The organism is Escherichia sp. KCJ4928 (assembly GCF_004352695.1).
GTDB lineage: Bacteria > Pseudomonadota > Gammaproteobacteria > Enterobacterales > Enterobacteriaceae > ECMA0423.
In genome coordinates, this window is sequence record NZ_SJWV01000441.1 from 1 (window position 1) to 1,033 (window position 1,033).

Genomic DNA, 1,033 nt, shown 5'->3' on the forward strand with positions numbered 1-1,033 from the left:
GCCCAGCGGGCACACTACCAGGCCATGCCCCTGCTGGCTGAAATGTCCGCCCTGCTGGGACAGCCATCCATCCGGGATGTGTTCGGCACAGTTCAGCGCGATAACTCAGCAGAATTGTTACTGGACTACATCCGCCGTGCCCTCGATCAGGGACACAGTGACTACCCGATGATGTCCGGCTGTACCCGGTTTATGCTCAGCCCCGACACCCGCGTCGTGGCCGTTGATCTGAACAATGTGGCCGGTGACAAGACACCTGCCGGACGTCTGCGCACCGGCATCATGTACCTGCTGGCAGGACAAATCGCCGGCGGGGATTTTGTCCTGCCGCAGTATCAGGAGGAAATACGGAAAAATCTCGACCCACGCTACCATGAGGTGATTTTCCGCCGCATTGAACAGCTTGATCAGGAGGTCAAGACCAAAGTCTATGACGAACTGCACAATGCAAAAGGGATCAATTTCATCTGGGAAGCCCTGGACACCCAGGAGCTGGAGCAGCGTAAGTTCGGGATACGCACAGTGCTGAGCACCCAGCTACTGCAGGACTATCCACCGGCAGTTCTCAAATCCGCCAACACCCTCTGGTTGCTGCGTTACCGCCCTGACGAAATTCCGTTTCTGCGGGATAATTTTGGTGTCCCTGAAGTCACCCTGCGGCGCTTTCTGAAAATGCCGGAAGGGGCTGCACCGGATGGCAGCGGTGTCCCGGTACTGGCTGTGTTCCGTGTAAAAAACGGTACGCTGGCCCGGATCCTGAAATTCACTCTCGGTCCACTGGAGCTGTGGGCACTGAATTCCTCACCCAAAGACAGCGCCCTGAGACGTGCGCTGACGCAGGAGCTCGGGTCACTGCGGGCACGCCAGATCCTGGCAGAAAACTTTCCCCGTGGTTCAGCCACCTCACTGATAGAACACCGCGCCCGTACACATGACAGTGAAAACGTCATCCATGATCTGGCTGCAGAACTCATCCGTAAGCAGGGATATCACCTCTGATGTACAGCATACACATCACTCCCCGCTGCCGGCG

1 pseudogene is annotated in these 1,033 nt (G+C 57.3%); it reads left to right on the forward strand.

Features of this window, described 5'->3' with window-relative positions:
• Positions 1–999 (forward strand): annotated as a pseudogene (locus E0D98_RS24685) (ATP-binding protein); the annotation flags it as partial.
• Positions 1,000–1,033 lie beyond the last annotated feature (34 nt).